Here is a 26,172-nt window from a genome sequence, read left to right as displayed (position 1 = left end):
TGCCCCTGTAAGGATGTACAATATGATGCTGGAATGAGATGAGGTGGACGAAGTGGGAGCATATTTGCTTAGACGGTTGGGATATATGCTGGTCACACTTATTGTTATCGCGACCGCGACGTTTTTTTTGATGAAAATGCTTCCAGGTACGCCCTTTAATAACGACCGACTAAACGAGCAGCAGCTGGCCAACTTGAACGCCAAATACGGATTAGACCAGCCTGTTGCTATTCAATATTTGAAATACATGAGCAATCTGGTCCAAGGTGACCTGGGTGATTCATACAAGTATGTCGGCAGAAGTGTGACAGAAGTCATATCAGAGCGCATTGGACCTTCTGCGCTAATCGGTTTTCAGGCTTTAGTCTTAGGTACCTTGATTGGTCTGGTCTTGGGGGTCGCTTCGGCCCTGCGTCATAATAGTTTGCTGGACTATACCTCGGTTACACTTGCTGTACTGGGGATGTCGATTCCATCATTCGTTTTTGCAGCACTCTTGCAGTATTACGTTGGCTTGAAATGGGGACTTCTACCGCCTGCCCTGTGGAAAGGCTACGAATATACCATTTTGCCTACGCTTGCGCTGTCCGTTACAGTGATTGCGACCGTGGCCCGTTTTATCCGTACGGAAATGCTTGATGTGATCAGCCAGGATTACGTTTTGACTGCTCGTGCGAAAGGTTTGAATAACGGCAAGGTGATTATTCGCCACGTACTGCGAAATGCGTTGATTCCTGTCGTCACCATGCTGGGGCCATTGGCGATTAATATCATGACTGGTACTTTGGTCATTGAAAAAATCTTCTCTGTACCAGGACTTGGGGAGCAGTTCTCATTGTCCGTCATTGTCAATGATTACAGTGTGATTATGGGGATTACCTTGTTTTACAGTTTTCTCTTTATCTTCATGGTGTTCTTGGTAGATATCCTGTATGGGCTTTTGGATCCACGAATCAATTTGCGAGGAGGAAAACAAAAAGGATGAGCATGGAACTAGAAAAGAACAAAAACAATATACAGCTTCCACAATCCGTCTCCACTGTTTCCCCTCGGGATACCATCAGTGATGATCTGTTCGTCCCAGAGCCTGTGGACTCGAGTCTGCAAGAACAAATTAGCGGTCCCATGAAATCCGTATGGCAAGATGCCTGGCAGCGATTATTGAAGAATAAAGGTGCCGTCTTGTCCATGATCATGATTGTGTTGATTACGTTTCTGGCCTTGGTAGGTCCGCAAATGTCTGGTCGTACCTATGACGAACAAAATCTCTTGTTCACCAATTTGCCTCCAAAAGTCGCCGGTCTTGAATGGCTCGGACTGGACGGAAGAGACAACAACGGTGTAGACCAATATGAAAAACGGGGAATTACAGAGAATTTTTGGTTCGGTACGGATGAATTCGGACGTGATCTCTGGACGCGAGTTTGGAAGGGGACACAAATTTCGTTGCTCATCGCTTCCTTGGCAGCGATCCTCGATTTGATCATTGGGGTTGCCTATGGTGGTATCTCTGCATTCTACGGTGGCAAGCTCGACAACGTCATGCAGCGGATCATCGAGGTGCTGGTAGGGATTCCAAACCTGATCGTAATCATCCTGTTTATCTTGATCCTGGAACCTGGGATATTCTCGATTGTGTTAGCGATGATTGTAACTGGATGGGTAAGTATGGCGCGTGTCGTACGCGGACAAATCCTTCAAATCAAAGCGCAGGAGTTTGTTATTGCCTCCAAAGCATTGGGAGCTTCCAACTCTCGCTTGATCGTCAAGCATTTGCTGCCAAATGCCATTGGCCCAATTCTGGTAACAATCATGTTCACGATTCCCAGTGCAATCTTTTTCGAAGCATTCCTGAGTTTTATCGGCTTGGGTCTACAACCACCTCTCGCATCTTTGGGGATGCTCATCCAGGACGGATATGTTGCCATGCGGTATTTCTCTTACAAACTCGTATTTCCGGGTATTATCATCAGCGTATTGATGATCAGCTTCAACCTGTTGGCTGACGGACTTCGCGATGCTCTCGACCCAAGAATGAAAAAATAGGAAAGGGATAGGTATCTGATGAACGAGACAATCCTCTCTGTTGAAAATTTGCGTATCTCTTTTCACCTCCAAGATAGAGTCATCCAGGCAGTTCGCGGGGTTTCCTTTTCTCTCAAAAAAGGCGAGACTTTAGCTATTGTGGGAGAGTCCGGATCAGGAAAATCCGTAACAGCAAAAAGCCTGATGCGCTTGCTGCCGCCTCAGACGACCCAAATTACAGATGGCAGCATCCACTACTTGAATAAGGATATCTTGAAGTATTCTCCTCGCGAGATCGAAGCTTTGCGTGGGAAGGAAATTTCGATGGTCTTCCAGGACCCGATGACCTCTCTCAATCCGACCATGAAGATCGGCAAGCAGATCATGGAAGGACTCGTGCAGCACCAGACTTTGACTAAAGCTGAGGCACGTCAAAAAGCGATTGAGATGTTGAAGTTGGTTGGGATTCCGAACGCGGAAGAGAGAATCGAAGCCTATCCCCATCAGTTCTCAGGTGGTATGAGACAGCGCGTCGTCATTGCGATTGCATTAGCATGCCGTCCCAATGTATTGATTGCGGATGAGCCGACTACCGCTCTCGATGTCACGATTCAGGCACAAATCCTTGATTTGATGAAAAGTGTTCAGGAGCAGACGCAAATGGGTCTCATCCTGATCACGCACGATCTCGGTGTAGTAGCCAATATGGCCCAGCGTGTCGCGGTCATGTACACGGGTGAAATCGTAGAAATCGGACCGACCGATGAGATCTTTTCCAATCCGCAGCATCCTTACACCAAAGGCTTGCTGAAGTCGATGCCGAGACTGGATGCCAATCGTCAGGAGCCACTCGTCCCAATTCCGGGTTCTCCACCAGATGTGAGCAGGCTAGGGGCTGGTTGTGCTTTTGCCCCACGCTGTCCGTATGTGATGAAGGTTTGCCATCACCATTCTCCGCCAGAGACCAGGCTGGATGATCAACATCTGACTTCCTGCTGGCTGCATGATCAGCGCTCTCAAAAAGCCAAGGAAATATTCCAGGCACAAGGAAGTCTGTAATCCATAAAAAGAAAACATACATTCGCTCTTTTGTTCAGTTGTTTCCATGTGAAAACGACTGCGCGAGAGAGCTTTTTTCTTTTTAGTCATGGTATGATGAAGAAAAGCTGCACGGATGATAAAAGCAACAGAAAGGAATCAGATGATGGGTTTTCAGTTAACGAGGAAAGAAATTCAATCCTTTTGCGGACGAATGGCTTATGAGAAGGGCGAAGTATACTTCCGCGAGCGAAAGATCGAGCTTGTCGTCTGTGATGAAGAATTCGGCGTATACCAAGGAATTGTTCATGCAAAGGAAGACTTCACGGTCACCATCCAAGAGGAACCGAGACAGGAATTACAGGCAGCGTGTACATGCCCCTCATTGTCTTCCTATGATCAATATTGCCAGCATATCGCGGGGGTACTGATCTTCCTATATGAAAATAAAAACGGTTATCGAGCTCCCCGATCATTCGAATATAGGCAACAGGATCATCCTTCTCGAGATGCACATGTGGCGAAAAGTGTTCTGGATTTGTTCCAGGTGCCAGCTAAACAGAAAAAGGCGGCTCTAATTGGACGTAGCCGATTTGATACCAGGGAAACCCTCGATGTAGAATTCAACGTCAAGACAATCCCTTACGGATATCGTCAGTTTATGTTTGGTATCGAAATGAAGCTAGGGTCAAAGAGATTATATATCGTCCAGAAAATCCGGGATTTTCTCAGCAGCCTTATCAGAGGGGAAACGTTCGTATTCTCGAAGCATTTTACGTATGATCCCAAACAGCATTGTTTTCATGCCGAAAATGAAGTGCTTATCAAACAGCTTATGCAAGTCTATCAAAACGAGACGATGTACCGGGATGCAAGTAATCTCCAGAGCAGTCATCATAGCAGCCGCAACGGTGATCGATATCTTTTGATTCCACCCGTACTGTGGGAACAGATGCTGCCGCATTTATTGCAAGCTCCCTCGGCGAAACTCACTCAAGGTGAGGTTACGCATGATCGAGTCATGAAGGCAGAAGATTCACTTCCGCTTCATTTTGAGCTGGATCAGGAAGAATCCCCACAGGGTCAGCACTACCTGCTACATGTGAAGGGGTTTGAACAGTTGACGGTGATGGAGGACTACGGTCACATCCTGTACGGGGGGAAAATCCATTCCTTATCCAGAGAGCACTGTTCGCGATTATTCAAGCTAAAGCAGCTGATGGAAGCATCCTCAAATGGGTTCGTTCGATTGCTGCCCGAACAAATGGACCCCTTCATGGAGCATGTCGTTCCGGGTTTGATGAAGCTGGGAGACGTGCAAATTGCAAAGACGATCGCGGATCGAATCTTAAAAACAGAGCTTAGGGCCAAACTTTTTTTGGATCGCGTAAAGGATCGACTGTTAGCGGGATTGGAATTTCATTATGGACAAATCGTCATTGACCCACTGGATGAAAAAAAGAGGACATCTGCGCACATTCTGGTTCGAGATACAGAAAAAGAGCAACGCATCCTGGAACTATTAGAGCAAAGCTTGTTTACGAGAACAGAAGGCGGATTTTATCTGGAAGAGGACGAAGCAGAGTATGACTTTCTCTATCATGTGTTGCCAGAAATGGAAAAGCTCGTCAAGGTATACGCAACGACATCGGTGAAAAACAGGGTGTATACCAATCTAGCACCACCCAAAATCAAGGTGGACATGAAGGAAAGAACCAATTGGCTGGAAGTGACCTTTGATTTCGATGGAATACCAGAATCCGAGATTCGCAATGTGCTGCGATCGGTCGAAGAGAAACGCAGGTATTATTCTTTGCCTGATGGTGCCTTCATGCCGCTGGAAGGGGAGGCTTTTGATGAGCTGAACCATGTTCTGGACGAGATCGGCTTCCGTGAAAAGGATCTGGACGGAAGCCAGCTGAAGCTTCCTTTGATTCACGGCATGCGTTTTCTGGACATCAAATCCAGCCAAACCGTACAGCTGGGAAAATCCTTGCGACGTCTATTGGAAAACATGCGGAACCCGGACAATCTGGACTTTCCTGTACCGGACGGTGTGAGCGCTGTCCTGCGTGATTATCAGGTCTATGGCTATCAATGGATGAAGACGCTTGCGCAGTATGGCTTTGGAGGCATATTGGCAGATGACATGGGGCTTGGCAAGACGCTGCAAAGCATTTCCTTTCTCGTCTCCGTATTGCCGGAAATCAGGGAGCAGAAGAGACCAGCGATCGTGGTCGCACCAGCTTCGCTGATGTACAACTGGCGCAATGAATTGAAAAAATTTGCACCTCAGATCAAAACCCTACTGGCAGATGGAAGCAAAGATGAGAGACAGCAGGCGTATAAGCAAATGGAGGATGCGGATGTAATCATTACCTCGTATCCCCTCGTTCGGCGGGATCACGACCATTTTGCAAAATCGGTTTTTCATACCCTGATCATGGACGAAGCACAGGCTTTCAAAAACCATGCGACCCAAACCGCACAAGCTGTAAAAAGAATTCAATCGACTTACCGCTTTGCCTTAACCGGTACCCCGGTGGAGAACAGACTGGAGGAGCTCTGGTCCATCCTCGATGCAGTAACGCCAGCTCTCTTTCCAAGTAGACGAAAATTCAACGAGCTGCATCCGCAAGTGGTAGCCAAACGAGTCAAACCATTTTTGTTGCGCCGTTTGAAACGTGATGTTCTAAAGGAATTGCCGGAGAAGATCGAGTCTATGCAAACCTCGGAGCTTTTGCCAGATCAAAAGAAGCTCTACTTGTCCTACTTGGCCAAATTGCAGCAGGAAACGTTGAAGCATCTACAGGATAAAGACTTCCAGAAAAATCGTATCAAGATTCTGGCCGGATTGACACGGTTGCGCCAGCTATGCTGTCATCCAGCATTGTTCGTGGAAGACTACGAAGGAAGCTCGGCGAAGTTCGAGCAATTGCTAGAGACAATAGAAGAATGTCAAAATGCAGGCAAACGCATCCTGGTCTTCAGCCAATTTACTGAGATGCTTGGACTCATCGGACGAGAATTGACCGAGCTTGGCGTATCTTATTTCTATCTAGACGGAAAAACTCCCGCTTCCGAACGTGTCACGTTGTGCAACAGGTTCAATGAAGGGGAGCGAGATTTGTTCCTGATATCCTTGAAAGCAGGGGGAACCGGACTCAATCTGACCGGAGCTGATACCGTGATCCTCTACGATCTCTGGTGGAACCCTGCTGTTGAGGAGCAGGCAGCAGATCGTGCGCATCGGATCGGACAGAAGAAGATCGTCCAAGTCATCAGACTCATCAGTCAAGGTACCGTAGAAGAGAAGATGCATGAGCTTCAACAAAAGAAAAAGCACCTTCTTGATGAAGTCGTTCAGCCTGGCGAAGAAGTCATGTCCGCACTTACAGAAGAGGAGATTCGAGAAATATTGATGCTTGCTTAATGATCAGCTGGGTTGCTGGAGATCACAGCTCGTGCGCCAGGCTCCAGATCAAACCAGGAGATTCGCTCCCCATCAGCCTCTCTTTGGAGAGGTTTTTTTCCATTCACATAGACTTCCTTGCTTTGCGTTGCCATCGATAAGCCGGATATTTTCTGGTTACCTTGATTATGTAACCAGATAGCACCACTCGGGGCATATTCCATGCGAACCTGGGAAATTGCAATCCAGTAATTCATGATATCGCGCACCGTGGTCAAATACAGATCACCTTGATCTCGTAGGGTTGACAGCTTTTTTAACAGCTGATCGAAAGCAGGATGGATGACCCATTCGCCATTGGCATTCCGAATCATAAAGCGACCTGCACGTTCCGAAGAAGGTACTCGTGCCAGATACGTATGATTGATGAAAACACCTCGGTTATGGATCAGCTCGTACAGGTTTTTACCACTGTATTGATACATGGTATCCTCTGCGCTATAGTGCCAAAAATATTTCGTATCGTATTTTTCCCACATTTGTGCCAGATAGTGGGGTGTTTTTTTATCAAGTGCATCAAACGCAAAGCTGGATTTCAGGTATCCATGATCGATCCAAGTGACACTGCCAAAACGATTTTTCATAAAGGCCAGGATATTTTCCGTAGTCCTTTGATAATGACGGAGCTCAAAAGGGTACAGCGTGTGCAGAACAATCTCATTTCCCTGTTTATACAGCTCATCGAGAAAGGAAAGAAATTGCGGATGCTGCTCGATGGCAATATGGGAGCGTAAGTACGGCTTGTAATAGGGATTGGAGTAGAACACGCTTTTGGTCACCGGAATCCGATGCTTGACGAAACCGCCAACCGCCTGCTAAGCTTGCGTACTTTTTTCCGAGCCGAAGTAGATAGCGCGATTAGATTCTAGTGTTTGTTTATCTGCGTGCTCCGTCCACACGTGGGTAGCCAAATATCCATAGGGCTGACTTATAAATCTCGCCATTACTTTGGGTTGATAGCCGACCACGAGGGAAAAGGAATCAACACGCTCTTCATTGGTACGGTACTCGGAAGGGTGACGCACCTTGCCCCCTTGATTGCTGGTCGTCTGTTGAACATAGTGATGATCGCCCATGTGATCCAGATTGATGATCAACTCTTTTTTCCCGGTGTTCAGTTCAAGGGAAGAGACCTTCGACGGATGATAGAGCAGAGCTGACTGTTTGCCAGCGCCAAATCGGACTCCTTCATGATCCAGACAGTAATGGGATTGAAATCCGCGTGTATCCACGATTCGATTCTTCCGGTAGACTTCGGTTACATTTGGCCTGAAATAAAGGGCTAAGGTTTCTCGAAAGACTTTTACATCCTTTTTATACTTGGTTTTTACGTTGACCTTGATTTCCGGGCTATGCTGTCACTTTTGCCTGATGGATCAATGGCTTGTTCAATCTTCCAGCAAATGACTCGGAACGAAGCTCAATCAATGAACCAGCAGCAAGATCTAGGGCCTTATCAAATGTAATGCTCGCAGATCCCTTCGGAAGAGTGGGGCTGAGTGCATTATAGATTTCACCATATTCGGCCAGATATTGGCTGGCAGACAGAATTTCATTACGTTCAAGATCGGTAATTCGAATTTTTCCTTCTTGATTCCAAGAGAATACAAACCACGAGTTTTGAATGTTTGTTTCCATCTCATGCGCTAGTTGGTCCTGTAAAAAGAAGAGAAAGAATTCATTTTCTGTTAAGATAATATTTGTAGTTTGTTGTCGATATTTGTAAAATAACTAAATTTCTGCCGTTACATTCCGATACAAAGGTAAAGGATGATGAGCTATGTGTGTAAAAATTTGAAGAAAATGAAAAAGATTGCAGCCCATTTTCACGTACGACAGGAAGATATGGAGGTCATAGTATGAAATTATCATTTTTCTCAAAGAATTTTATCTTTTCATGCCTGAGCGTTTTATTGATTGGACTGTCCCTTACCGTAGCTTAAGTGATTAAACAAACCATTGCGGATCAAGCCAGAGGGCATACTCGATTTTGGGGTGAAGCTAGGAGAGGTATTCCCACAACCTCCGCTCATCGTAGCTGAAATATCCACGGATATGACGCAACAGGCCAATCGTGGTAATGACGCCATGACGCAAATGATGACACAGATGGATGAGATTCGTACCTCCGTGTATCATACCGCTTCCGTGGTTCATCTGCTGGACAGCCGTTCCCAAGAAATCGCACAAATCGTAGAAGTGATATCAGCCATTGCTTCACAAACCAATCTCCTCGCTCTGAATGCTGCGATTGAAGCAGCAAGAGCAGGCGAAACTGGACGTGGCTTCGCTGTCGTAGCAGATGAAGTAAGAAAGCTGGCAGAGCAATCGAATCAGTCAGCGCAGCAAATTTCGCAGCTTATCACAGAAATTCAATCGGAAACAAACAGAGCTGTTTCGTCCATGAATCATGGGACGAAAGAGGTGGATCACGGTTTGGAAATAGCCAGTGAAGCTGGAGGGTTGTTCAAATCGATGATTGACGTGACCCACAAGGTTGATTCCCAAATCCAAGAGGTATCCGCTACTGCAGAGGAAATGTCAGCCGGCTCTCAATAAATTCTCGCAACCGTATCTTCTCTGCACCACATTGCACAGGAATCATCGTCAGCAGCTACACAGGTTGTTCTTGAGATCGAAAATCAGATGTCTGCCATGGAAACGGTTCAAGAGTCTGTTGCATATCTAAACGGAAATGCAAACGTACTGAAAACGAGCATTGGGAAGTTTATCGTGTGATCAGGAAATGAGAGAAAGTGCAGCAAAGCCATTGTTCATTCAAATTGGAAAATGACCCGCTGAGAGAATTGCTGAAGCAGTCATAATTTGTCGAATCCTGCGTTGACAAGTTTATGAGAAATGTATAATCTCAAGATGTATACCAATATTTGCATATTGAGTTCCACAAAACCACTTTTTTCGCAAAACAGTGGCTGGTATTGCTGCATTTTCACTTCTTTACAGGATCGCATGAATCCAAATAGTGAGGCATGGTAATAGGTTCTTCAGGCAAGAATGATTGAGAAAAAAGCGAATAAGGCATTTCCAGTGTAAAATATACGTATTTTTGATACTTGCTGATTGTTTTCTTACCGACATGGAGCCTAACCTTCAATTAAACGGAATATGAGGAGTTGTATTATTCGCAGCTAGTTATGCATCAAGAAGGGAAGGAGATTACGAACTTGCTATTTGAACCTATTCATGATGCAGCAACCTTTGTAGAGAAAAAAATGTTGCTAATGGAATAGGAGAAAAGTCATTCATGAAGAAAATTTTTCAATTCACGATCGCCAAAAAAATCGTTGGCGGCTTTATGGCAGTCCTTTTGCTTTTTTCGATCGTTTCGTGGATCTCCATCGTACAGGTACAAAGTGTCGATTCTTCTTACTCCAATCTGCTGGATCGACGTTCCTTGGTCATTGAAAATGTGCAACGCTTGAAGACCGAGGTCATTACGCAAGAAAACGCACTCAGAGGATTACTGCTGACAGGTAAAGTAGAATATCGCGAGGAGTATGCAAAGTCTAAGGAAGTTTTCGCTAAGGCGCTGGAGCAGTTTGCTTCTACCGCTCCGAACGAGGAAGCGAAAAAACAGATCGATGACCTTGCGAATGCTTATCAAACCTATCAAAGACTCATGGAAGATATTATGTCTGCACAGGAGAGCAACCCAGAACTAGCTATCATTTCCTACCAGAATAATTCACTCGAAAGTGCGGGACAGATTTTTCATGAGCATGCAGATAATATCTTGAATGTAGCCAACACTGTCATGGACAACGATCGGGTATCGACAAAAGAGACGTCAAACTTTATCATCAATATGTTGATTATTGCAACAGTCGTGGCATTTGTGCTCGGGCTTGTGATCAGTTTGTTTATCAGCCGATTCATCTCCAATCCGGTCGTCAGCTGGCAAATGGCAATTTTTCAATCGAGCCGCTTCGAGTGAAAAATCGTGATGAAATCGGTGTGTTGGTCCAATCTATGAATCAGATGGTCGAGGATCTGAAGAAGATCTTGGCGCAGGTATCTGCTTCCAGCGAATACATCGCTGCTTCTACAGAAGAGCTATCTGCTTCGACAGAGCAAAGTGCCGAATCTGCAGCGCAGGTCGCGCTTCTTTCCCAACAGAATGCGGTAGGTGCTGAAAAGCAGTTGGATACCTTCAAGGAGACGGCATCCAAGGTAGAAGAGATTGCGGAAGAAGTCGTTCATATCTCGGAATCAAGTGAAACCATGCTTAGCGCGTCTGTCAGTGCGACCGAAATGACCAAGCAAGGTGCCACCTATATCAGCAATGTACTGACGCAGATGAATGCTATTCATACGTCAACCGAAGATACAACGGTCCTCATTCGTACTCTGGCTGACCACGCCAAAGAAATTACGGGTATTGTGTCTCTCATTACATCCATTTCCGAGCAAACCAATTTACTAGCACTCAACGCGGCGATCGAAGCTGCAAGAGCCGGGGAACATGGTAAAGGATTTGCAGTGGTAGCAGAAGAGGTACGAAAGCTGGCAGAGGAATCCCGCCACTCGGCAGAGCAAGTGATTCAGATGGTCCAATTGATTCAGCAAGGCACCAATCAAGCCGTTGCGTCGATGGAGCAAGGCAATCAACTGGTGCTTGGCGGCTTGTCTTATACGGAACAGGCAAAACAGGCGTTTGCGAATATTGAAGCTTCCATGGACAACGTAACGACGCATGTTCGTGAAGTAAGCTCGTCTGTAGAGGAAATTCGTGAATTCAGTGCCCAGGTAGCTGCAGGTATTGAACAAGTAGCAAGTATTTCGGAGAACGGGCTCAAGCTGTCTCAGGAAAGCTCTGCTGCATCGGAAGAACAATTGGCGACTTCAGAAGAGATTACTTCATCTGTACAGAATCTCGCTTCGTTGGCTGATGATATGAAACAGCAAATATCCGGATTCAAGTTTTAGTATTTTACAAAAGACATCACCAAACAGCAAGGTCACATTTATTGTGATCTTGCTGTTTGATCTATGGAGGACATCATGAGATACGACATTCTTCTATTTGATCTAGACGATACCTTGTTTGATTTTCAAATGGCTGAAAAGCATGCCTTGGATAAAGTATTCGCTGCCTACCACCTTCTACAGGATGCAGAGCTGTATCGAACCACCTATAAAGAGATCAGCAGAAGTATCTGGAGAGAACTGGAAGAGGGGACTATCACACTTTCAGAATTGCGCGTGGAAAGATTTAAGCGTTTGTTTAATACTCATGCTGTAATGGCAGATGCCGAGGCTTTTAGCCACGACTATCTACGCTTTTTGGGGGAAGGTGTCTTTTTGACGGAAGGTGCAGAGGAATTGTGCAAGTCCTTGTCCCATTTGCGTCTGGGGATCATTACAAATGGGTTTAAAGAAGTACAGATCCCTCGAGTCACCCATTCCCCGCTTTGCCAAACCTTTGAGCAAATCATTATTTCCGAGGAGACTGGCTATCAGAAGCCGCAAAAAGAGATTTTTGATTACGCATTTTCCAAAATGAACATCACGGACAAATCAAATGTGCTCATGATCGGGGATTCACTGACCTCTGATGTTCAAGGTGGAAATCGATATGGCATCGATACTTGCTGGTTCAATCCTGGGAAGAAGAACAACACGACAGGGATTGAACCAACCTATGAGATCGAGAAGCTGATCGATTTGCTTAAAATTGTGGAGTAGGCTTCACAACATACGCCTTTCCTTCTGGTGACCCGATTCGGTACAATGAATGTAGAATATCAGGATGGTTTTCGAAAGCGAGGTTGACATATGGAACCCCAAAAAGAGGCAGCGATACCAGAGCTAGAGGAACTTTTGTATAAGTTTACAGAGCTTTTGACTGGCGAAGCAACGCCTGAGCGAGTGGAAATGGTCAAGGTGTGGTGCCTGTATACCCAGATGACGAAAGTGATGCCGCCACTCATTCAGCACTGGGCAAGTGAGCCGGAGCATGCCGAAGCACGCGATCAAATACGTGGTATGATCGAGCAAATCAAGCAATGGAACCAAACGAAAAATCAAAAGCATTAGCAAAACAAAGAACAGCCGTTCGACTTCTGCGAGCAGTTGTTCTTTGTTTTTTGCCATTGTGTTGATCGTCAAATCGCCTTTGCATCTGCGACCACTGCAAATGATCAAAGTGGCAGTTTGACCGATGAGAAGACCTACTATCCCGCTTATTTATGTTACAATCATGGTGGTACATATAAGGGTTGAGCAATATGCGAGGGGGGAGCAAGCCATACAAAGTCGATTCTCTAAACTCAAATTCCTGTTATTCCTTCCATTTATTGCTTTCAGTATCGCTCCAGCAGCTTCTGCAGTCGAAACAGCTGATCAGAAGCCGCTTGCTTTTACCCATGTCACGATTGTGGATGTAGTGGATGGTCAGCTGTTGCCGAACATGACTGTAGTCATAGAAAGGAACAGGATCGTTCAAGTGGAGCAAACCGATAAAGCTCTAGTGCCAAAAGAATCGTACGTTTATCAAGCGGAGGGAAAGTATCTGATTCCTGGCTTGTGGGATATGCACGTGCACCTGCTGGATGATGAAAAATATGCTTTTCCATCATTATTGGCCAATGGAGTAACCGGTGTGAGAGATATGGGTGCTTCCCTTTCACAGATGGAAGGATGGGTTAAAACAAGTTCAGCAGGGCAGTTGGCTCCGCGAGTGTTCTTTTCCGGACCTGCATTGGACGGGCCCAAAACATCGGGAGACGGAACCCTCATGCAGGTCAACTTGAAATCTGAGGATGAAGCGAAATCCGCTGTCCAGGCACTATCCCAGTATGGGGTCGATTTTCTCAAAATATATACGTACTTGCCCCGCAACATGTATGTGGCCATTGTAGATGAAGCGAAAAAACAGGGTATCCCGATTGCTGGGCATGTTCCATTTTCAGTCAGTGCGAGAGAAGCCTCGGAAATGGGACAAAGAAGCATTGAACATCTCTATGGGATTCTGATCGCTTCATCCAAGCAAGAAGCTCTAATTCGGCAAAAATACCAAAATGATGTGCCCTACATTTTTTCTGTAGATCTCGAAGCAGCGCAATCGTATGACGAACAGATCGCCCAAGAGCTGTTTGAAACTTTAGCGAGTAATGAAACGCATGTCGTTCCTACATTGGTCACCTTTCATAACCTGTTAAGCCCCATGGACCCCTCACGCTCGCAATATGCACCAACCGACGTGCAACAATTCTGGGCCGATTATCAGGAAAAGGGGACAGCTAATCTCGAATATTCCAAGTCCATCATCAGACCATTATATGAGCGATTTCTTGCATTGGTTGCGGATTTGAATCAGACTGGTGTCCCGATCATGGCAGGAACCGATACTCTTTGGAGCGAGATGGAGCCGATTCCCAATCAGGTTTTTGGCTTTACTCTCCACGACGAATTGGAGCTATTGGTGGATGCAGGCTTATCACCGTTGGAAGCGCTACAGGCAGCTACTATTACACCTGCAAGATTTATGGAAATCGCGGATTCTGCCGGGAGCATTGAGGAACAAAAGTGGGCAGATCTCGTTCTCCTTGACCAGAATCCGCTTGAGGATATCGTCCATACTCGCTTGATTGAAGCCGTGGTCGTGGATGGCCAGTTACTCGATAAATCTACTTTGCAAACGATGGTGCAAACCTTTCCTTCACACGCAGCGCTCTCTGAAACGAGAGAGTGATTGGGGAAGAAGGTTGGATAAAAGCGGATCGCATGGGTCCCTTGCAAAGATGGCAAGTGTGACTGCAATTTGTTACTTTATAACTAGAAATTCAATCTTACATTGCGAACACACAAGGAGGCTATTTATGTCCACAGAAGTAACTCGATTGATCCAATCACATCGTTCCATTCGCAAATTTACGGATGAAACGATTTCTCCAGAGATTCTTTCCGATGTTCTCACTTCCGGACAATGGGCACCTTCGTCCCACAATGTCCAGGCGTACAGTGTGATCGTCGTTCGTTCCGATGAGAGCAAGAAGCAATTATCCATAATGACCGGAAACCAGAAATGGGTAGAGGAATGCCCGGTTTTTCTTGTGTTTTGCGCAGATTTTTACAAGCTGAAGCAGGCGTGTGAGATGAACGGGGAGACGCTTGCTGCCGATGGCGTTGAGAACTTTCTCGTAGGCGCTGTAGATACGGCTTTGGTTGCTCAAAACGTACTGCTCGCAGCACGTTCCTATGGACTAGGTGGCGTCATGATCGGGGGAATTCGGAACAACCCGCGTGAAGTAGCTGAGCTGTTGGATTTGCCACCTTTGACCATCCCGATTATGGGAATGTGCCTCGGTTATCCGGCCCAAGAGGTTGAACAAAAGCCCCGTCTTCCTCAGCAAGCTTACATTCATGAAGAGCGCTACCAAAAAGAAGGCATAAAAGCAGCGTTGGAGGATTACGAAAGCCTATCGGCCGCTTATTACGAACGTCGGTCGAATGGCAAGCAAACAGATGGATGGACCAAGCAAATGGCTCATTATGTAAATAAACCGCGCAGAGTGCATATGAAGGAGTTCGTAAAAGAGCAAGGTATTCAATTGAACTAGTACGATTGATTAAAAATCTCATGAAGGAAGATGGGCGTGGAGAACTGCTCATCTTCCTTTTTTTACTATGAACAAATCATAAACGACCCAACATTCAGAAAATTTTTAAAAAGTAATTGACGTATTTTAGCAATATGGTATAACTAGGGTATCGCATGCAGGATATTCTGCAACAACGAATAGAATATGAAGGATTTCATACTGCAAATTAGCGAAATGGGAGTAAGATCATGCATGTCGTTTGAGCAACTCGTCAAAGGTTCATTCTCACAGCTCTCTTCAGGACAAAAAAAAGTTGCTACTTTCCTGCTGGATAACTTGGAAAAAGTCGTGTTCTACACGGCAGTGCAGATCGGAAGAGAGGCCGAGGTCAGTGAAACAACAGTTATCCGCTTTGCGTACGCACTTGGCTTTAAGGGATTTTCTGAAATGCAAGCGGCTATTCAGCAGTACGTCTTGGAAAACAGCACCTCACGTTTTATCGAAGACTCACCGCACCAGGACGAAGAATCCAACATCTTCGCGAAAGTGCTGGAACGCGATATTGCCAATCTTCGCCAAACCCATCACCAGTTGAATTATCAGGACGTTTGGAAAGCGGTAGACTGGTTGATGCAGGCTGATCAGGTTCTGATTGTCGGGTATCGCGCTTCGTATGCTGCAGCACATTGGTTTCACTTCATGTTGAGTATGATTCGTCAGCACGTATCGATCATTCCACTCAGCAGTGAAATCGAAGAGCGGATCATCAGCTTGACGGAAAAATCTGTTGTGGTGGTTATTTCATTTCCACGTTACTCGAAGGAAACAATCCAGATCACGGAAGCGTGCAAGAGAATGGGTGCGCGTATTGTCGCTGCGACAGATCGGACATTGTCTCCGGTTAGCAGACTATCGGATATTTCCTTTATCACGGATATTAACAACGTATCCGGTCACTACTCGAATGCATCAGTCATCAACCTGTTGAATCTGTTGATGGCAGGGATCGAAGAAAAGTACAGCGATCAAACAAAGGATCGAATCAAAAAAGTAGAAGTGCTGTACTCCCAGTGGGAAGTGTTCGAGGAGTAAGATGGGTCGAGAAGAGAAGAGAGAAACTGTCTTCCTTCGGTGATCGTCCTGGCAACATTGGCTATGGGGCGGGCTATTTTGATGGAATCCTCACTCAGCTTTCTCGGTGATGGTGTGAGCTCTCCTACGCGCAGCTGGAATTTCATGATGAGCTCCGGACGACCTTACATCGCGACTGCTTTGTGGTTGCAACCTTGCCTGGCATTGCCATCCTGATTACCGTGCTCGGAATCAATCTGGCAGGGGATCGAATCCGAGACTTGTTGGACCCGAAAGCTGATTAAAGATCGAAAATGATGATGGAGAGGAAGTTGTTCATCCATGAAAGCTGAAAAAATCGTTCTTCGAAAAATGCGCATGACGCTCAATGCACCTTTTCAAACCAGTTTTGGTACGCAGACTGTGCGGGATTTTATCTTGGTGGAGGTACACACGAAGGATCTCATCGGGTATGGAGAGTGTGTGGTTTCCGGCCAACCATTTTACAGTGAAGAGACAGTCGGAACAGCATGGCACATGATGGAGGATTTCCTGATCCCAATGATTTTCGAAAAAGGGGAATTCAATCATCCCGATGATGTGAACGAATTGTTCGCCCCGATTCGCCGCAATAATATGGCAAAATCGGCTTTCGAAGCTGCCTACTGGGATCTGTATGCGAAGCAAAGCAACATGTCGCTGGCGAAAGCTTTGGGGGGAACCAAAGACAAGATCGAAGTAGGGATCAGCCTTGGGATTGAGGCGGACATTGAGGATCTCTATCGCAATGTCGAGCAGTATTTGGAGCAAGGCTACCGCAGAATGAAAATCAAGATTGCTCCGGGCAAGGATGTTCAAGTGATTCGAGGCTTGCGTGAGCGTTTTGGCAATATCCCGATGATGGCCGATGCGAACTCTGCGTACACACTGGACGACGTGGCGTTATTGAAGCAATTGGATGAGTTCAACTTGATGATGATTGAACAACCTCTGGCGCACGACGACATCATCGATCATGCCAGCTTGCAAAAAGAACTGAATACTCCCATCTGTCTCGATGAAAGCATCCATTCCTATGAGGACGCACGCAAAGCGATCGAGCTGGGAAGTACCAGAATCATCAATATCAAGGTAGGTCGTGTAGGGGGTCTGTCCGAGTCGAAGCGCATTCATGATCTGTGTCAGGAAAAAGGCATTCCGGTTTGGTGCGGCGGCATGCTGGAATCCGGGATAGGTCGCGCGCACAACGTAGCGATCACAACACTCCCGAACTTTACCCTGCCAGGAGATACGGCTGGCTCTTCCCGTTACTGGAAAGAAGATATCATTGCGCCGTGGGTGGAAGTAAATGCAGACGGGACCATTACGGTTCCCGATACACCAGGGATCGGCTACAAGCCTGTACCAGAATTGATTGAAAAATACACGACAGCCATCAAGGTTGTTACGAGAGGGTAACGCCATGAGTGCACAAGCGATTGTTGACTACCTCGGCAAACGTCAAGGCGAGATCATCCAAACATACAATGAGCTGCATGGATTGGCGGAGCCCAGTTGGCAGGAGGAGAAAACTTCCCAGTACTTGGCTGAACGCTTGCGGCATGCTGGGTTCCAAGTGCAGACCTATCCGGATCACTTTGGTCTAACAGTCGATATTGAAGGCGATCAACCAGAAATCGTCGCGCTGCGAGCCGACATGGATGCACTGGTGCAGGAAGTGGACGGAGTGGTGAAACCGAATCACTCCTGCGGCCATGATGGCCACAGTACAATGACGTTATATGCGGCATTGGCTTTTTCGGCGCTGAACATTCGCCCAAAGAAGTCAGTTCGCTTCCTCTTCCAGCCAGCAGAAGAAAAGGCAGGCGGGGCTTTGCAGATGATGAAGGATGGTGCGTTGGACGGGGTCGAATCTCTCTTTGGCGTTCATGTACGTCCCGTCATGGAATTGGACAACGGAACCGCAGCACCTGCTATTTTGCACGGTGCGAGCGCATCGCTTCATGGTACGATCGATGGACTTCAGGCGCATGCTTCCAGGCCGGAGCGAGGAAAAAACGTGATCGAAACAGCTGCGCTTCTGGTACAGGTGATGCAAAACATCCGTTTGGAAGCAGGTTGTCCTTTCTCCGTCAAAATGACGCAGTTTAGCGCTGGTGGAGAAACCTCCAACGTCATACCGGATCGTGCTACCTTCAAGCTGGATTTGCGCGCACAGACCAACGAAGGAATGACGGAGCTCCAAGAAAAGCTGAAGCACTTGTTTGAGCATGTTGGAGCCTTGATGCAATCCAGCATGGAGTGGAAATGGGTCGGTTTTGCACCAGCCGCAACAAAGAACAAGCAGGCTGTTGCCATCATGAATCAAGCCATTGCCAAGGTGCTGGGAGCAGATAAAGTCGCGCAGCCTTGTGTTTCACCAGGTGGTGAAGATTTTCATTTCTATACCTTCAACAATCCACAGCTGGCTGGAACCATGCTAGGGTTGGGTTGCGGACTATCTCCAGGCTTGCATCACCCCAACATGTCATTTGATAAAAAAGCACTGGTAGCGGGAGCTCAAATACTGGCAACGGCATTGCTGATGGCAGCCAATGGAGAAGAAGTGTGACTATGAAATCCATCTTCCAAGTGGCTGTGCGTTTCATACGGGTTGTCCGCATGTGATGGACATTTGCAAATCGCAGCGTCCGGAGATGAAGGCGATGGATGGGGCAGGACATTTCGTTGCTTGCCATCTGCATCGTTCGTAATCAAAATTGCCTACACTTTGTCATCGACATAAAGCCTAGCACGTTCCAAGTGCTAGGCTTTAAGATGTATAATAGGGTTGTAAGCATTTAGCCGGAAGAGGAGCGATGGTTATGAAAAAGACAGTTGCCCAGCAAACGGTTTATGTGAACAGCTTTATCAATGGAATACTTGACCCTGCCCAGCCCATGCTCGGCCCTGTGCGTGATGGCGGTTATATCGTCGCCAATACAACACCAGGATGCTGGGGACCCATGATTACCCCTGCACTGAGGGGCGGACACGAAGTCACTCAGCCTGTTTTCGTCGAAGGTGCGAACGTAGGTGATGCGATTGCCATTCGGATCAAATCGATTGAAGTGACGTCGATAGTGACCGCATCCGGAAACGAAAGAACGATTGAGGGAAGATTTCTTGGGGACCCATTCGTGGCAGCGAAATGTCCAGGCTGTGGGACACTTTATCCACAAACGAGGATTGAAGGGATTGGTCCGGAATCCATCCGTTGTGTGGAGTGCGGATCAGATACGACTCCGTTCACCTTTACGAATGGATACACGATCGCTTTTAACGAACAAAAGGAATTCGGCGTAACCCTGCCGAAGCAAGCAGCTGAACGCGTGGCTGAGAATGGCCGATACTATATGAACACACCGGAAGCATCTATGCAAAATCCTGTCGTCACATTTGCGCCTCATGATTTGGTTGGAGTCTTGGCACGTGTGCGTCCATTCCTCGGACAGTTGGGGACGACACCGTCCCACCCAATGCCTGACTCACATAACGCCGGGGATTTTGGTTCTTTCTTGATCGATGCTCCCCATGAATATGCGCTGACCAAGGAACAATTGATGGAGTACAAAACAGATGGACACATGGATATCAACCGAGTTCGACAGGATGCTATCTTGATTTGTCCAGTCAAAGTGCCTGGCGGTGGTGTCTATCTTGGAGATATGCACGCGATGCAAGGGGACGGTGAGATTGCCGGTCATACCACAGATGTAGCAGGCATCGTAACCTTACAAGTCCATGTCATTCCTGGCTTAAAGCTGGATGGACCCATTTTGCTGCCAGTAGAAGAGGATTTGCCTTATCTGGCAAAGCCTTTCACGGCTGAAGAGAAGGCAAAAGCCTTACAATTTGCAAAAGGCTGGGAGCTTGATGCTCTGGAAGACTCGCTGCCCATCTCCTTTATTGGTACCGGTAGCAACTTAAATGAAGCAACTGAGAATGGCTTGGCTCGTGCAGCGGAAGTTTTGGGCATCACTGTTCCCGAGGTACTAAACCGCGCGACCATCACTGGTTCGATTCAGATCGGTCGCCATCCGGGTGTCGTAACTGTCACATTCCTGGCACCGACTGAATTATTAGGGAAAATAGGGCTTCTGGAGCTCGTCGAAGAACAATACAACCGCTCGTAATAGCTTAGTCCAGACGCGGTTACGCCTCTTAAGATATAGCATCAAGCTAGGTTTTCTTAACAAAAGCAGTCAATCGGCTGCTTTTGTTAAGTTTTTGCTCAATTTTTTTGTTTTTTTTACTGCAAATGTACGGATTTCTATGTACAATAAGAAAAGAGAGTGCATAATAGTACGTGGATGAGAAACACTTGCTGGGTAGATGCATTTTTCACCGGGCTTAGAAGAGATATAGAGGAGTGAGAGTTGTGAATCATCAAGGAACACGTGCATACAATTTCAATGCTGGACCATCTGCACTGCCATTGACCGTTTTGGAGAAAGCGCAACAAGAACTAATCGACTTCCGTGGCAGCGGCATGTCCGTTATGGAATTGAGCCATCGAAGCGCAACGTATGAAGAAGTACACAACCAGGCCATTGCGAACCTGAGAAAGCTGATGTCCATTTCCGATGAGTATGAAGTTCTGTTTGTTCAAGGTGGAGGAAGCACGCAGTTCGCGATGGTTCCGATGAACTTTTTGACACCTGAAAAGAAGGCTGCCTATATTATGACAGGCGCGTGGTCGGAAAAAGCATTTTCCGAGGCAAAGCTGTTCGGTCAAGTGTACCAAGCCGCTAGCTCCAAAGACAGCAATTATCGCTATATCCCGAGTCTTGATGAGGTGAAATTCGAGGCTTCTGATGCTTACGTACACCTTACATCCAACAATACCATTTTTGGTACCCAATGGAGGGAATTCCCGAATACCGGCGATGTTCCATTGATCGCGGATATGTCCAGTGACATTTTGAGCAAGCCGATTGCTGTCAACAAATTCGCACTGATCTATGCAGGAGCTCAAAAGAATCTGGGGCCATCCGGTGTGACTGTCGTGATTATTCGCAAGGACATGCTGGAGTTGGCGAACAAAAAAATTCCAACCATGCTCCAATACGGCATTCATGCGAAAAACAACTCCCTCTATAATACGCCTCCTACCTTTGGTATTTATCTGCTGGGTGAAGTGCTCAACTGGGTAGAGGAAACGGGCGGTCTGGATGCGTTGACCAAGCGCAATGAAGAAAAAGCCAAACTGATCTATGATGCCATCGATCAAAGCAACGGATTTTACTATGGACATGCTGATGTGAACAGCCGTTCCTTGATGAATCTGACCTTCCGAGTCAAGGATGAGGAATTGGAGAAAAAATTCCTCGCCGAAGCCAAGAAAGAAGGCTTTGTAGGCTTGAATGGCCACCGTTCTGTAGGTGGATGCCGTGCTTCTGCTTACAACGCGGTTCCGTATGAAGCATGCAAGGCATTGAGCCAGTTTATGGTTTCGTTTCAACAAGCAAATAGCTGATATTCGAAAGAGACCCTCTTGTAGGGTCTTTTTTTGTACTATCGGAAAGTGTTGAGTGCGCTAAAGCGCTAAAAAGATTAGCGGAAGATAGTATAAGTGCAACTAAGGCTCCGCCAAAAGCTTGGCGTAGCCAAGTTTTCTAAGTTAAAAGCCTTTTTGTAAGAAAAGGTCGAACGACTTGGTAAATCCTACATATTTGAGTGAGTTGTGGGGAAAATGAAGGCATGGATCGGAGGGCTTCTATATGCAATCTTTTCAAAAGCAGGAACTAAAGCTGGCAGCTCTGTGCTTTGTCATATCCGTGATCTTGCTGATCTCATTGTTCATGAAGTGGATGAAAGGGTAAACGAAAAGGGGAAGAATGTCTTGGATCAAGTACTCTTGGCTCGATTGTTGACTTTTACGACGCTTGGATTCCACATTATTTTCGCCACATTGGGCGTAGGGATTCCACTCTTTATCTCGGCAGCTGAAGGTATCGGCATATGGAAGAAGGATGCACACTATCTCTTGCTCGCAAGAAGATGGTCGCGCGGCTATGTCATCACCGTAGCAGTCGGGGTAGTGACAGGGACATGCATTGCCCTTCAACTCATCTTTCTTTGGCCGGGCTTCATGCAGCTTGCTGGTAAAGTCATTGGATTGCCGCTTTTCATGGAGACATTCGCTTTTTTCTTTGAAGCGATCTTCTTGGGAATATATCTGTACACCTGGGATCGCTTCAAAAATCCTTGGACACATTGGATTTTATCGATTCCCATTATACTGGGTTCCGTTGGCTCGGCTTTTTTTATCACTACTGTGAATGCTTTCATGAATACACCACAAGGCTTTACGCTGGAAGATGGCGTACTGACCAAAATCGATCCGTGGTTGGCGATGTTTAATCCCGCTACACCTTCCAAGGTAGCACATGTGCTTTCTTCCGCATTTCTGACCGTTTCCTTTGTGTTAGGGGCAATCGCAGCCTACCATCTCTTTAAAAAGAAAGAGCATGAATACTACAAGAAAGCGCTTGGTTTTACGATGTTTTTCGCCTTGCTCTTCTCATTGCTGAATACGGCCATCGGCGATTTGTCCGGAAAGTTTTTAGCCGAATACCAGCCTGAGAAATTGGCAGCAGGGGAATGGCATTTCCAAACAGAGTCCCGAGCAAAGCTGATTGTCGGCGGAATCGTGAATGAGGACACCTTAGAAGTGGAGTATGCACTGGGAATACCGATGCTGTTAAGCATATTGGCGAATGGAAATCCCAACTCCGTGGTCATTGGATTAGATCAATTTCCAAGGGAGCTGTGGCCACCACTGTATGTGCATTACTTTTTCGATGGCATGGTGGGTCTAGGTGCGTACTTGTTTGTCATCTCGCTCGTGTTTGTAGTCCTGTCCTTTTTTCACAAAAGAGGGAAACTGCGAAGGTTCTCGAGATGGAATCGGCCACTCCTGTTCGGCATTATAGCGGGTGGTCCCCTGTCCATCCTCGCCATTGAGTTTGGCTGGATATTTGCTGAATCCGGTCGGCAGCCGTGGATATTGAGAGGGTATCTTCAAACCAGTCATGCAGCGACACCTGCAGCGCACTTGATGGAGATGTTTATCCTCTTCAACCTGCTGTATGTTTTCCTCGCAGTGCTGGTATCGATCGTCTTGATTCGTTTGTTCAAGAAGACCACACCTGAAATGGAGCTCGAGGACAAGAAGATCATTTTGTAGGAGGTTATCATGGAGCTGCACCGAATCGGGATCGTGATTGCCTGGATTTTTCTATATGGATACCTCATCGTGGCTTCTGTCGATTTTGGAGCAGGATTTTTCTCTTTTTACGGGAAGGTGACCAAACGCGACCACATCATCAATCCTATTATTGATCGCTATCTATCTCCCGTGTGGGAAGTGACGAACGTTTTCCTGATTTTTTTCGTCTACGCGGTGATTGGTTTTTTTCCGGATGTTGCCTTTATGTACGGCATCGCCTTGCTTGTTCCCGGAAGTGTTGCGCTTTTGCTGATCGCTTTGCGTGGCTCGTTTTATGCATTTGCCAATTACGGAGCACGTAAAAATATCGCCTATCTGTTCATATACGGCGTAACAGGGCTCTTGATTCCAGCATCGCTGGCAACTCTCCTCACGATCTCAGAAGGGGGATTCATTGTTGCAGAGGGGCAGCATGTCGAACTGCTCTTGGGTAAACTGATTGGTAGTCCTTACGCGTGGGTAGTTGTGATTCTGGCAATCGTCAGTGTTCTGTTCATTAGTGCAACATTTCTCACGTACTATGCGGATCGGGCAAAGGATACGGGAGCAAGAGAATTATTGCGACGCTTTGCGCTCTACAACAGCTTGCCAACCATTTTCATGAGCTTTCTGGCTTTCTTTACACTGCGCAATCACAATCCCGAGCATTTTGATCGCATGCTTGCCATCAGTTGGATGTTCATGGTATCACTTGGTTGCTTTTTGGTCGCTCTGGCACTCATCATACAACGAAAAAGGTACGGGATCGCTTTTTTCTTCGTCATGCTGCAGTTTGCCTTCGCTTTCTTCGGGTACGGAAGATCCCATATGCCGTATTTGCTCTATCCGTACCTGACCATCGAGTCTGGAGTGACCAGCGAGGCGATGGGACTGGCATTGATTGTAGCGTTTATCGGGGGAATCCTCCTGCTTGTCCCTTCCTTGATCCTCCTCATGCGATTGTTCATCTTCAGTGCGAATTATGTACAGGGAAAAAAACAGACCTAAGGGTGTATGAATAAAACTGTCAGCGACCTTCGTTGGCAGTTTGTCTTTTCTGGCATAAACCTCGCATAGGAATGGAATCGAGTTCATTGAGAAACTCATGTGGTTACAGAAGGTGTAGACTAGTATTATAATAGGGAATATTTGGACGAAATGAGGGATGAGCTTGTCTATCCAAAACAGAATTACATATCGAAATCCGGACACAATGCCGAAATCTTCCGGGTATACGAACGTGGTAGAAGTAAACAGTGGTCGGATGATCTATATTTCGGGCCAGGTTGCAGTAAACAAAGAAGGGAATATGGTGGGGATCGGGGATCTAGCGGCACAAACCAGGCAAGTTTTTGAAAATATCAAAGCAGCATTGGAAGACAGAGGATCCAGCTTTCATGATGTAGTAAAATTCACGTATTTCATGACGGACATTTCCCAGATTCAAATCGTCAGAGACATTCGCGATCTATACATCCATACGGAAAACCCTCCTGCCAGTTCGGCTGTCGAGGTGAGCAAGCTGGTCAAAGAGGAGTTTTTGATTGAAATAGAAGCCATAGCGGCACCCGCTCAATAAGAAAAAATTCGATTCAAGTATTTGGTGGCTGATTTGGGAAAAATCGGCCATCTTCGTTTTTGGCTTTTATACCAGCATGTACCCTATTGAAAGAATTCTATTATAATGAATGTATTCATAGAAATGACTTGTCTGAAAATGGGGGAAGCCACATGAATAAAGCATCGAAAATTATGATTTATACACCATCCGAAGCAGAATTGTACGCAGATTTGATTCGCAAGGATGGATACACGTCGGTTTGTTCAGCTTCTACTCCTGAAGAAGCAGAAGAAAAATTGCAGGATACGGAAATTCTTATGCAATGGAAATTTCCGCTCCATTTGCTTGAAAAACCAGCGGGAAAGTCTGTGAAATGGATCCAGTCTCTCGGCGCAGGTGTCGATGATCTGATGCGCTCGACCTCAATCCCGGAGGGTGTTACCATTTCCAGAGTAGTGGATCAGTTTGGTGGTCCGATGTCCGAATATGTATTTGCACAGCTGTTGTATGTGTACCAGGATATAGCCAGAAGCCAGGTAGCGCAGAAGAAAAAAAGCTGGCAACCCTTTGTGACTGAACTCTTGCAAGGAAAGACCATTGGGATTGCAGGCCTTGGCTCTATCGGAAAAGAGGCCATCCGCAAGGCAAGAGCTTTCGATATGCAAGTATATGGTTTGAGCTACAGCGGCAAGGAAGCTCATCTGGTAGATCGTCACTATGGTCCGGATGAATGGATGGATTTTGTTAAAGACCTGGACATTCTGCTCTTGATCCTGCCACTTACCGAACAAACGCGGCATATCGTCAATCGTGATGTCCTGATGGCAATGAAACCCACTGCTAGCCTGGTCAACATCGGTCGGGGTCATTTGGTTGCCGAAGACGAGCTTATCGACGTATTGCGTACAGGTCATTTGCGTGCTGCTATTCTGGATGTTTTTCAACAAGAACCACTATCGGAAACAAGTCCGCTCTGGGAGCTGCCCAATGTCTATATCACACCACATATGTCCGGTCCGAGTACAAAAGAAAGATTAGGACAATACCTGCTCTCCAATTTGACTCGATACCAGAATGGGGATGCGTTGCTGGGAGTCGTCAATCGGAAAGCTGGCTATTAATTTCGAGCATTCCTTTCGTACTCATTTTCTGAAAATGGTTTGCGCATTGCTGGATTTGTCTGTAAACT

24 protein-coding genes are annotated in these 26,172 nt (G+C 46.5%); 21 read left to right on the top strand and 3 right to left on the bottom strand.

Features of this window, described 5'->3' with window-relative positions:
* Window positions 1–52: 52 nt before the first annotated feature.
* From JZI27_RS12685 to JZI27_RS12670, 4 genes are all read left to right on the top strand, one after another.
* Entirely contained in the window at window positions 53–985 is a 933-nt protein-coding gene (locus JZI27_RS12685; RefSeq protein WP_280207719.1) for an ABC transporter permease, read from the top strand.
* A complete protein-coding gene (opp3C, locus tag JZI27_RS12680) occupies window positions 982–2,046 on the top strand; it encodes an oligopeptide ABC transporter permease (RefSeq protein WP_276531955.1) in 1,065 nt (354 codons plus the stop codon). The genes JZI27_RS12685 and opp3C overlap by 4 nt, the downstream gene beginning before the upstream one ends.
* Before the next feature lie 18 nt (window positions 2,047–2,064).
* Window positions 2,065–3,084 carry an ABC transporter ATP-binding protein gene (locus JZI27_RS12675; RefSeq protein ID WP_251245035.1) on the top strand — a complete coding sequence of 340 codons (1,020 nt, stop codon included), beginning with the start codon at window positions 2,065–2,067 and terminating at the stop codon, window positions 3,082–3,084.
* Between the two features lie 145 nt (window positions 3,085–3,229).
* Entirely contained in the window at window positions 3,230–6,496 is a 3,267-nt protein-coding gene (locus JZI27_RS12670) for a DEAD/DEAH box helicase (RefSeq protein WP_280207749.1), read from the top strand.
* Here JZI27_RS12670 and JZI27_RS12665 read toward each other — a convergent pair.
* From JZI27_RS12665 to JZI27_RS12655, 3 genes are all read right to left on the bottom strand, one after another.
* Window positions 6,493–7,302, bottom strand: coding sequence for a hypothetical protein (locus tag JZI27_RS12665; RefSeq protein ID WP_280207718.1), 810 nt, complete (start codon window positions 7,300–7,302; stop codon window positions 6,493–6,495). The two genes, JZI27_RS12670 and JZI27_RS12665, sit on opposite strands and share 4 nt — an antisense overlap.
* 48 nt (window positions 7,303–7,350) lie before the next feature.
* Entirely contained in the window at window positions 7,351–7,767 is a 417-nt protein-coding gene (locus JZI27_RS12660; RefSeq protein ID WP_280207717.1) for a hypothetical protein, read from the bottom strand.
* Between the two features lie 118 nt (window positions 7,768–7,885).
* Entirely contained in the window at window positions 7,886–8,173 is a 288-nt protein-coding gene (locus JZI27_RS12655) for a hypothetical protein (RefSeq protein ID WP_280207716.1), read from the bottom strand.
* A gap of 321 nt (window positions 8,174–8,494) precedes the next feature.
* On the opposite strand from JZI27_RS12655, the gene JZI27_RS12650 reads away from it, so the two are divergent.
* The 17 genes from JZI27_RS12650 to JZI27_RS12570 all read left to right on the top strand — a co-directional run bounded on the left by JZI27_RS12650 (window position 8,495) and on the right by JZI27_RS12570 (window position 26,104).
* Window positions 8,495–9,094, top strand: coding sequence for a methyl-accepting chemotaxis protein (locus JZI27_RS12650; RefSeq protein ID WP_280207715.1), 600 nt, complete (start codon window positions 8,495–8,497; stop codon window positions 9,092–9,094).
* A 706-nt stretch (window positions 9,095–9,800) separates the two neighbouring features.
* Window positions 9,801–10,490, top strand: a complete 690-nt coding sequence (locus JZI27_RS12645; RefSeq protein ID WP_280207714.1) for a CHASE3 domain-containing protein — start codon at window positions 9,801–9,803, stop codon at window positions 10,488–10,490.
* Entirely contained in the window at window positions 10,487–11,482 is a 996-nt protein-coding gene (locus JZI27_RS12640; RefSeq protein WP_280207713.1) for a methyl-accepting chemotaxis protein, read from the top strand. The genes JZI27_RS12645 and JZI27_RS12640 overlap by 4 nt, the downstream gene beginning before the upstream one ends.
* A gap of 75 nt (window positions 11,483–11,557) precedes the next feature.
* A complete protein-coding gene (locus JZI27_RS12635) occupies window positions 11,558–12,241 on the top strand; it encodes a YjjG family noncanonical pyrimidine nucleotidase (protein ID WP_251245435.1) in 684 nt (227 codons plus the stop codon).
* A 90-nt stretch (window positions 12,242–12,331) separates the two neighbouring features.
* A complete protein-coding gene (locus JZI27_RS12630; protein ID WP_122908142.1) occupies window positions 12,332–12,592 on the top strand; it encodes a DUF2573 family protein in 261 nt (86 codons plus the stop codon).
* A gap of 124 nt (window positions 12,593–12,716) precedes the next feature.
* Entirely contained in the window at window positions 12,717–14,249 is a 1,533-nt protein-coding gene (locus JZI27_RS12625) for an amidohydrolase family protein (RefSeq protein WP_280207712.1), read from the top strand.
* 127 nt (window positions 14,250–14,376) lie between these two features.
* Window positions 14,377–15,117, top strand: coding sequence for an oxygen-insensitive NADPH nitroreductase (gene nfsA, locus JZI27_RS12620; protein ID WP_280207711.1), 741 nt, complete (start codon window positions 14,377–14,379; stop codon window positions 15,115–15,117).
* 234 nt (window positions 15,118–15,351) lie between these two features.
* On the top strand, window positions 15,352–16,191 hold the full coding sequence (locus JZI27_RS12615) for a MurR/RpiR family transcriptional regulator (protein ID WP_280207710.1): 840 nt from the start codon (window positions 15,352–15,354) through the stop codon (window positions 16,189–16,191).
* A gap of 321 nt (window positions 16,192–16,512) precedes the next feature.
* A complete protein-coding gene (gene menC / locus JZI27_RS12610; RefSeq protein ID WP_280207709.1) occupies window positions 16,513–17,628 on the top strand; it encodes an o-succinylbenzoate synthase in 1,116 nt (371 codons plus the stop codon).
* A 4-nt stretch (window positions 17,629–17,632) separates the two neighbouring features.
* A complete protein-coding gene (locus JZI27_RS12605; protein ID WP_280207708.1) occupies window positions 17,633–18,781 on the top strand; it encodes a M20 peptidase aminoacylase family protein in 1,149 nt (382 codons plus the stop codon).
* Complete coding sequence (locus tag JZI27_RS12600) at window positions 18,765–18,923, top strand: hypothetical protein (protein ID WP_280207707.1); 159 nt, start codon at window positions 18,765–18,767, stop codon at window positions 18,921–18,923. Before JZI27_RS12605 ends, JZI27_RS12600 begins: the two co-directional genes overlap by 17 nt.
* Before the next feature lie 111 nt (window positions 18,924–19,034).
* On the top strand, window positions 19,035–20,345 hold the full coding sequence (locus tag JZI27_RS12595) for an acetamidase/formamidase family protein (RefSeq protein WP_280207706.1): 1,311 nt from the start codon (window positions 19,035–19,037) through the stop codon (window positions 20,343–20,345).
* Between the two features lie 245 nt (window positions 20,346–20,590).
* The gene (gene serC / locus JZI27_RS12590; protein WP_280207705.1) at window positions 20,591–21,688 is read left to right on the top strand and encodes a 3-phosphoserine/phosphohydroxythreonine transaminase; all 1,098 of its coding nucleotides are present in this window, start codon (window positions 20,591–20,593) and stop codon (window positions 21,686–21,688) included.
* A 366-nt stretch (window positions 21,689–22,054) separates the two neighbouring features.
* Entirely contained in the window at window positions 22,055–23,401 is a 1,347-nt protein-coding gene (locus tag JZI27_RS12585; RefSeq protein ID WP_280207704.1) for a cytochrome ubiquinol oxidase subunit I, read from the top strand.
* A gap of 9 nt (window positions 23,402–23,410) precedes the next feature.
* Complete coding sequence (locus JZI27_RS12580) at window positions 23,411–24,430, top strand: cytochrome d ubiquinol oxidase subunit II (RefSeq protein WP_122911293.1); 1,020 nt, start codon at window positions 23,411–23,413, stop codon at window positions 24,428–24,430.
* Between the two features lie 205 nt (window positions 24,431–24,635).
* Entirely contained in the window at window positions 24,636–25,001 is a 366-nt protein-coding gene (locus JZI27_RS12575; protein WP_481752811.1) for a RidA family protein, read from the top strand.
* 152 nt (window positions 25,002–25,153) lie between these two features.
* A complete protein-coding gene (locus JZI27_RS12570) occupies window positions 25,154–26,104 on the top strand; it encodes a D-2-hydroxyacid dehydrogenase (RefSeq protein WP_280207703.1) in 951 nt (316 codons plus the stop codon).
* The last annotated feature ends 68 nt before the right edge of the window (window positions 26,105–26,172 follow it).

This window comes from Brevibacillus sp. AY1 (genome assembly GCF_029870785.1).
In the GTDB taxonomy this organism is placed as follows: domain Bacteria; phylum Bacillota; class Bacilli; order Brevibacillales; family Brevibacillaceae; genus Brevibacillus; species Brevibacillus invocatus.
This window is presented reverse-complemented; position numbering and strand designations above follow the sequence as displayed.

Coding starts and splice junctions, on each gene's coding strand:
- opp3C (WP_276531955.1), top strand. CDS start 982: ATGAGCATGGAACTAGAAAAGAACAAAAACAATATACAGCTTCCACAA.
- JZI27_RS12675 (WP_251245035.1), top strand. CDS start 2,065: ATGAACGAGACAATCCTCTCTGTTGAAAATTTGCGTATCTCTTTTCAC.
- JZI27_RS12670 (WP_280207749.1), top strand. CDS start 3,230: ATGGGTTTTCAGTTAACGAGGAAAGAAATTCAATCCTTTTGCGGACGA.
- JZI27_RS12655 (WP_280207716.1), bottom strand. CDS start 8,173: ATGGAAACAAACATTCAAAACTCGTGGTTTGTATTCTCTTGGAATCAA.
- JZI27_RS12645 (WP_280207714.1), top strand. CDS start 9,801: ATGAAGAAAATTTTTCAATTCACGATCGCCAAAAAAATCGTTGGCGGC.
- JZI27_RS12635 (WP_251245435.1), top strand. CDS start 11,558: ATGAGATACGACATTCTTCTATTTGATCTAGACGATACCTTGTTTGAT.
- JZI27_RS12630 (WP_122908142.1), top strand. CDS start 12,332: ATGGAACCCCAAAAAGAGGCAGCGATACCAGAGCTAGAGGAACTTTTG.
- JZI27_RS12625 (WP_280207712.1), top strand. CDS start 12,717: ATGAGAAGACCTACTATCCCGCTTATTTATGTTACAATCATGGTGGTA.
- nfsA (WP_280207711.1), top strand. CDS start 14,377: ATGTCCACAGAAGTAACTCGATTGATCCAATCACATCGTTCCATTCGC.
- JZI27_RS12615 (WP_280207710.1), top strand. CDS start 15,352: ATGTCGTTTGAGCAACTCGTCAAAGGTTCATTCTCACAGCTCTCTTCA.
- menC (WP_280207709.1), top strand. CDS start 16,513: ATGAAAGCTGAAAAAATCGTTCTTCGAAAAATGCGCATGACGCTCAAT.
- JZI27_RS12605 (WP_280207708.1), top strand. CDS start 17,633: ATGAGTGCACAAGCGATTGTTGACTACCTCGGCAAACGTCAAGGCGAG.
- JZI27_RS12600 (WP_280207707.1), top strand. CDS start 18,765: ATGGAGAAGAAGTGTGACTATGAAATCCATCTTCCAAGTGGCTGTGCG.
- JZI27_RS12595 (WP_280207706.1), top strand. CDS start 19,035: ATGAAAAAGACAGTTGCCCAGCAAACGGTTTATGTGAACAGCTTTATC.
- JZI27_RS12580 (WP_122911293.1), top strand. CDS start 23,411: ATGGAGCTGCACCGAATCGGGATCGTGATTGCCTGGATTTTTCTATAT.
- JZI27_RS12575 (WP_481752811.1), top strand. CDS start 24,636: ATGCCGAAATCTTCCGGGTATACGAACGTGGTAGAAGTAAACAGTGGT.
- JZI27_RS12570 (WP_280207703.1), top strand. CDS start 25,154: ATGAATAAAGCATCGAAAATTATGATTTATACACCATCCGAAGCAGAA.